Below are 6940 nucleotides of genomic sequence, written 5' to 3'. Positions count from 1 at the left end.
GAGGCTGGGACAAAACTAAAAAAGCCTAATAAAAGACGAACAATTTAGGTGTCATAGGTATTGGCTCTAAATACCGCTGTTGATCTCCACAAATGGCTTCGCTTTCCTAGGGGCGGTGCTTGAGCCTCCTCGCTCCGCTGCCGGGTCTCAAGCTACCGCTATCTCCCTAAGGAGTCTTCGCCATTTGCCCCAATCACCACCTGGTGCAAACCAAACAATAAATGTATCTTTTAAACGAAAAAAGACCCGCACTAATATCAGATTTTAAATTAGTTCGGGTTTTATTTAGACTAAAACACTTTTGTCCCAGCCTCATCTTAATAAAATCAGAAATAATATAATACGGTTGATTTCCGTTCCAGGCGCTTCGCTTGCCTGCGGGGGGACCGTGAGCCTCATCCACTTGCGCCAAGGCCACTGAAAAAGTCTTTGATTTTAGATATTGTTTATACACCGCTGTGGATTTCCGCAAATGGCTCCGCTTTCCTAGGGGCTGACGTGAGCCTCCTCGGCTTCGCCTGCGGGGTCTCCACCTAGCGCTATCTCCCTCAGGACAAGGAAGGCTTCGGCAGCGAAACATCGCACGAAGAAAATGCGTAGCATTTTCGAGGAGTCTTCGCCTTTTGCTCCAATCCACAGCTCGAGAACCTGAAAATTCTAGATTTCACTTTTACAGAATCAAAAAAGTGCCGCCGTAACTATTGTCACGGCGGCACTTTGGGGAAATACCGTCTTATTTTACAATGATCTTATGTACACCTGTAAGTGGTTCTGCATGATTAGAGCCATCCTCTAAATAAACGTGGACAGGTCCGTTTTCTTTTAGTGGTTTGCCATTTTTAGAAAAGGCAAGAATGATTTCCTGAGCAGTAGGGATGTCTACCTCGAGCTCATTATCTTCTCCAACAAAAACGACTTTTGATGAGTCCGGTTGTGGCTCTGCATTATGAAGAAAAGGACCGAACTTGATGCCAAATGTACCGTTTAACAGTTTTTCCTTTTCGTATTTACGTTCTGATTTCAAGGTTGGAGGGTAAATGGCACCTTCCCTGATTTCACGTTCCCAATGTTTAGAAACTGCTTTTGTATATTCTTCGAGCTCATCTGTTTTCACTCGTTTTTCTTCTATGAAATAAGTATCCAAATCAATTCTGCGATCGTCGAAAATCCAGACACCCGGATCAAGCGTAATCGAAAAGTTAACTTTACCTTCTATTCTGATGATATTTTCCATGTTGTCCCCCTCATTTGTAATCCTTTTCATCATTATATAACTTGTATGTTTTTTTGTCATGTTATCGGGGGAATATAATGGTAGATTGTCATGACGGTTAGAAAAGGAGAGGTGCATTTGGCATGCAAAAGTGAGGAAGATCTTCAGTCATTAGTGGAAGATGCCAAGAAGGTAGCTTTTGAAGGGAAAGTGGCAAACTACATACCGGCATTACAAAAGGAAAATCCAGAGCATTTATCATGTGCAATTGTATATCCCGATGGAAACTGCATATCCGCAGGTGATATAGATAAACAATTTACGTTACAAAGCATATCAAAAATTATTACCCTTGCACTTGTGTTGATGGATTATGGTCCTGAACATGTTTTCCATAGAGTAGGAATGGAGCCAACAGGTGATCCCTTCAACTCTATTATCAAATTAGAAACATCCTCAAAAGCTAAACCACTGAACCCGATGATTAATGCAGGTGCCCTTGCCGTCACTTCCATGATGAAAGGTAGTAATGCAGAAGACAAAGTAGAATATATTTTAAATTTTGTCCGGAAGCTTACGAGTGAAGCAAATATCGATTTTTGTGAAGAAGTAGCTATCTCAGAATTTACTACATCTTTTCTGAATAGGTCCCTTTGTTTTTATATGAAGAATGATGGCGTGATACATGGCAACGTAGAGGAGATTATGGAAGTATATACGAAACATTGTGCCATTCGGTTAAATTGCCTTCAGTTGGCAAGGATGGGTGCTGTTTTTGCATTGGATGGAATAAATCCGTTAACGAATGAACGTGTGATGCCTAAAGAAGTAGCAAGGATCTGTAAGACATTTATGGTGACTTGCGGTATGTATAACGCTTCCGGAGAGTTTGCCATTAAAATTGGTATACCTGCAAAAAGCGGCGTATCAGGAGGAATTATGGGATCTGTACCCGGTAGAATGGGAATTGGAATATTTGGACCGCCATTAAATGAAGTCGGTAATAGCCACACAGGCTTAAAATTACTAGAATTACTACAAAATCAATATGATTTAAGCATGTTTTAATATTCAGTTATAGTAAATGAGCGTATCCTCCTTGCAATTTTTTAAAAATAACGATAAAATTTATAGATAAGATAGGTAATTGTACGTAAACGGAGGGATCGATATTGGCATCAGATATCGTGGTCGATCATCGTGATAAAGCTATTACGCTTTTAAAAGCTGATTCAGATAAAATTTTAAAGCTGATTCAAGTCCAAATGGACAACTTAACCATGCCTCAATGCCCGTTGTACGAAGAAGTCTTGGACACTCAAATGTTCGGACTTTCTCGAGAAATGGATTTTGCTGTTCGGCTTGGATTGATTTCCGAAAAAGAGGGGAAAGATATCCTTTCTAAATTGGAAAAAGAGCTTTCCGCACTTTACGAAGCATGGGAAAGAAATTAATACTAGTAACGCTCAATCAGGCGATAAATGCTGATTGAGCGTTTTTATTAAATTACAAAAAAAGTCCTGAAAATCAGCATTAATCTCATTTTTTCTACATAATTAGTAAGGATTGTATCGAAAAAGAGGAAAGTTATCGAAAAATAATGTATAATGCATTTATAATTGATAAAATATTCTAAACTTTTCTGCGCGAGAAGTAGCTACTAGGGGGAGACAATATGACGAGAAAAATAAACAAGGTTCTTGTTGCGAACCGCGGTGAGATTGCAATTCGTGTTTTTCGAGCTTGTACAGAACTGAACATTCGAACAGTTGCTATTTACTCAAATGAGGATATCGGCTCATTCCATCGCTATAAAGCAGATGAAGCATATCTTGTAGGAGAAGGTAAAAAACCGATTGATGCATACCTCGATATCGATGGAATCATTGAGATTGCAAAAGCGAATGACGTAGATGCAATTCATCCTGGTTATGGTTTTCTTTCCGAAAACATTCATTTTGCTAGAAAATGTGAAGAAGAAGGCATTATTTTTATTGGGCCAACCTCCAAGCATTTGGATATGTTCGGGGATAAAGTAAAAGCGAGAACCCAAGCCCAGCTTGCCAATATTCCTGTTATACCGGGTACAGATGGTCCCGTCCACTCGTTGGATGAAGTGATGGACTTTGCCGCAACTTACGGTTACCCGTTGATGATTAAGGCTGCCCTTGGTGGTGGCGGTCGTGGCATGCGCATCGTCCGCAGCAAATCTGAATTGCGTGAAGCGTTTGATCGTGCAAAATCAGAGGCGAAAGCGGCATTTGGAAATGATGATGTGTATGTAGAAAAACTAATTGAAAACCCAAAGCATATTGAAGTCCAGATTCTTGGTGATCAACACGGAGAAATCATTCATTTGTTTGAGCGTGATTGTTCCATTCAACGCCGTCATCAGAAAGTCGTAGAGATTGCACCGAGTGTTTCTCTATCTGAGGATTTGCGTCAACGAATTTGTAACGCTGCAGTAGAATTGATGGAAAATGTCGATTACATTAATGCAGGAACAGTTGAGTTTCTGGTTGCAGGAGAGGATTTCTATTTCATAGAAGTTAACCCTCGTGTGCAAGTAGAGCACACCATCACAGAAATGGTAACGGGTGTTGACATCGTACAGTCCCAAATCATGATTGCAGAAGGACATGCCTTACATAGCAGTAAACTTGGTATTCCTAAGCAGGAAGACATCCGAGTTCACGGGTTTGCTATTCAGTCCCGTGTAACAACGGAAGATCCATTAAATGGTTTTATGCCAGATACAGGTAAGATCATGGCATACCGTTCCGGTGGAGGATTTGGAGTTCGTTTGGATGCAGGGAATGGCTATCAAGGAGCAGTCATCACGCCGTATTATGACTCCTTACTTGTTAAGTTGTCCACATGGGCTTTAACATTTGAACATGCGGCTTCCAAAATGGAGCGAAACCTGAAAGAGTTCCGAATTCGTGGAATCAAAACAAATATTCCGTTCTTAGAGAACGTTGTAAAGCATCCAAAATTCATGAATGGGGAATATGATACATCATTTATTGATACAACACCTGAGCTTTTTGTCTTCCCAAAACGTAAAGACCGTGGTACAAAAATGCTCACCTATATCGGAAATGTAACAGTCAACGGATTCCCAGGTGTGGAAAAAAGGAAAAAACCGATCTTCACTAATCCTAGAATGCCGGAAGTCAGCCATATTGGTGAAGTACCAAGCGGTACAAAGCAAATTTTGGACGAGCGTGGAGCAGATGGATTGGTTAAGTGGGTGACAGATCAGAAGGAAGTCTTATTGACAGATACCACCTTTAGAGATGCGCATCAGTCTTTGTTGGCAACAAGAGTCCGTACAAATGATTTAAAACAGATTGCCGAGCCAACCGCTAAGTTGCTGCCAAATCTTTTCTCCATGGAAATGTGGGGGGGAGCAACGTTTGATGTGGCGTACAGATTCTTAAGTGAAAATCCTTGGGACCGTCTGTTGACATTGCGCGAAAAGGCGCCGAATGTTCTTTTCCAAATGTTACTTAGAGCATCCAATGCGGTAGGGTATAAGAACTATCCAGACAATTTGATTAAGGAATTCGTCGAGAAGTCTGCTTATGCAGGAATTGATGTATTCCGGATATTTGATAGCTTGAACTGGGTCAAGGGGATGACCTTGGCAATTGATGCTGTTCGAGACTCTGGAAAACTGGCAGAGGCAGCTATCTGTTACACAGGAGATATCAATGACCCAAGCAGAACGAAATATGATCTGCAATATTATTGTGATATGGCAAAAGAATTGGAAAGAAGCGGAGCTCATATTCTTGCTATCAAGGATATGGCGGGCCTATTAAAGCCGCAATCAGCTTATCGATTAATATCCACTTTGAAAGAAACAGTGGACATTCCGATTCACCTTCATACACATGATACGAGCGGAAACGGAATCTATATGTATGCAAAAGCAATTGAAGCAGGTGTTGATATTGTGGACGTCGCCATTAGTTCCATGGCAGGGCTGACTTCTCAGCCAAGTGCTAATTCCCTATATTATGCCTTAGAAGAAACAGACCGCAAACCGGATGTATCCGTTAAAGCGTTAGAACAACTTTCTCATTACTGGGAAGATGTACGTAAATATTACAGTGATTTTGAAAGTGGTATGAACAGCCCCCATTCCGAGGTATATATGCACGAAATGCCTGGAGGGCAATATAGTAATCTTCAACAACAAGCAAAAGCTGTAGGACTTGGAGCTCGATGGGAAGAAGTAAAACAAATGTACCGTCGCGTGAACGATATGTTTGGTGACATTGTCAAAGTAACACCTTCATCTAAGGTAGTCGGTGATATGGCGTTATTCATGGTTCAAAACAACCTATCTGAACAAGATGTACTGGAAAAAGGAGAAACGATCGACTTTCCGGATTCTGTTATTGAATTGTTTGAAGGATATTTGGGACAACCGCATGGAGGATTCCCAGAAGATCTGCAAAGAGTCATCCTAAAAGGAAAATCGCCTATTACGGTCCGTCCAGGCGAGCTATTGGATGATGTCGATTTTGAGGAGATTCGCAAAAAATTGTTTGAAACATTGAATCGCCAAGTAACGAGTCATGAGATGATTGCTTATGCCCTCTATCCAAAAGTGTTCTTAGATTACCAAAAGAAATATGAACAGTATGGGAATGTATCCGTTCTTGATACACCAACATTCTTCTTCGGCATGAGGCTTGGAGAAGAAATCCAAGTGGAAATCGAGCAAGGAAAAACATTAATGGTTAAGCTTGTTTCCATAGGGGAACCACAAAGGGACGGCAATAGGGTTGTGTACTTTGAATTAAACGGACAACCTCGTGAAGTATATATAAAAGATGAAAATGTTAAATCTGATGTGGTAACAAAACCTAAAATGGATGCAACTAATCCTACCCATATTGGAGCTACTATGCCTGGGACAGTTATCAAGGTATTGGTGGAAAAAGGGGAGAAGGTTTCCAAAGGAGATCACCTTATGATTACGGAAGCCATGAAAATGGAAACAACCGTACAAGCACCATTCAGCGGTACTGTTAAACAGATACATGTAGCAGGTGGAGAGGGTATTGCAACTGGAGACTTATTGATTGAAGTGGATAAAGTTTAATTGAATTTTCCTATTGAAAGAAACTGAGAGTGATGGTCCATCATTCTCAGTTTCTTTTTTTAGTAGATAAGAAAGTATGTAATCCAGTTGATTTCCGTTCCAGGCGCTTCGCTTGCCTGCGGGCGGTCCGTGAGCCTCCTCAGGCTTGCACCTTCCGGGGTCTCACCTGTCCCTTCCTCCCGCGGGCGTCTGCGCGCCTTCCACTACAATCAACAAGGTGACCTCATTAACCTTAAGGCTTATTGAAGAGGTAAGGTGTTTGGCTGAGTTAATTGTAAAAGTAATAACGTTTCGTTCTAGTAATCTTGAGCTGTTGATTGGAGCAAAAGGCGAAGACTCCTCGAAAATGCTACGCATTTTCTTCGTGCGATGTTTCGCTGCCGAAGCCTTCCTTGTCCTGAGGGAGATAGTGCTAGGTGGAGAACCCACAGGCGAAGTCGAGGCCACTGAAAAACTGATAACGTAAAGTTTTTATTGATTCCTAGCTGTTGATTGGAGCAAAAGGCGAAGACTCCTGAGGGAGATAGCGCTAGGTGGAGACCCCGCAGGCGAAGCCGAGGAGGCTCCAGCAGCGCCCCTAGGAAAGCGAAGCCATTTGCGGAAATCAA

Annotated in this window: 5 protein-coding genes; 4 read left to right on the top strand and 1 reads right to left on the bottom strand. The window is 41.5% G+C overall.

Annotated elements, in window-relative coordinates:
• Positions 1 to 733: 733 nt before the first annotated feature.
• Positions 734 to 1234 (bottom strand): peptidyl-prolyl cis-trans isomerase, encoded by a 501-nt coding sequence (locus HC179_RS00090; protein WP_168862485.1) that lies wholly within the window; start codon positions 1232 to 1234, stop codon positions 734 to 736.
• Positions 1235 to 1351: 117 nt separating this feature from the next.
• Here HC179_RS00090 and glsA point away from each other — a divergent pair, with 117 nt between their 5' ends.
• From glsA to HC179_RS00070, 4 genes are all read left to right on the top strand, one after another.
• Entirely contained in the window at positions 1352 to 2281 is a 930-nt protein-coding gene (gene glsA / locus HC179_RS00085; RefSeq protein ID WP_168862484.1) for a glutaminase A, read from the top strand.
• A 104-nt stretch (positions 2282 to 2385) separates the two neighbouring features.
• On the top strand, positions 2386 to 2667 hold the full coding sequence (locus HC179_RS00080; protein WP_010192813.1) for an Fpa/YlaN family protein: 282 nt from the start codon (positions 2386 to 2388) through the stop codon (positions 2665 to 2667).
• A gap of 221 nt (positions 2668 to 2888) precedes the next feature.
• Positions 2889 to 6332, top strand: a complete 3444-nt coding sequence (gene pyc, locus HC179_RS00075; RefSeq protein ID WP_168862483.1) for a pyruvate carboxylase — start codon at positions 2889 to 2891, stop codon at positions 6330 to 6332.
• Between the two features lie 259 nt (positions 6333 to 6591).
• Positions 6592 to 6798, top strand: coding sequence for a hypothetical protein (locus HC179_RS00070; protein WP_168862482.1), 207 nt, complete (start codon positions 6592 to 6594; stop codon positions 6796 to 6798).
• The last annotated feature ends 142 nt before the right edge of the window (positions 6799 to 6940 follow it).

This window comes from Bacillus sp. RO1 (assembly GCF_012524115.1).
GTDB lineage: Bacteria > Bacillota > Bacilli > Bacillales > Bacillaceae_I > Sutcliffiella_A.
This window is presented reverse-complemented; position numbering and strand designations above follow the sequence as displayed.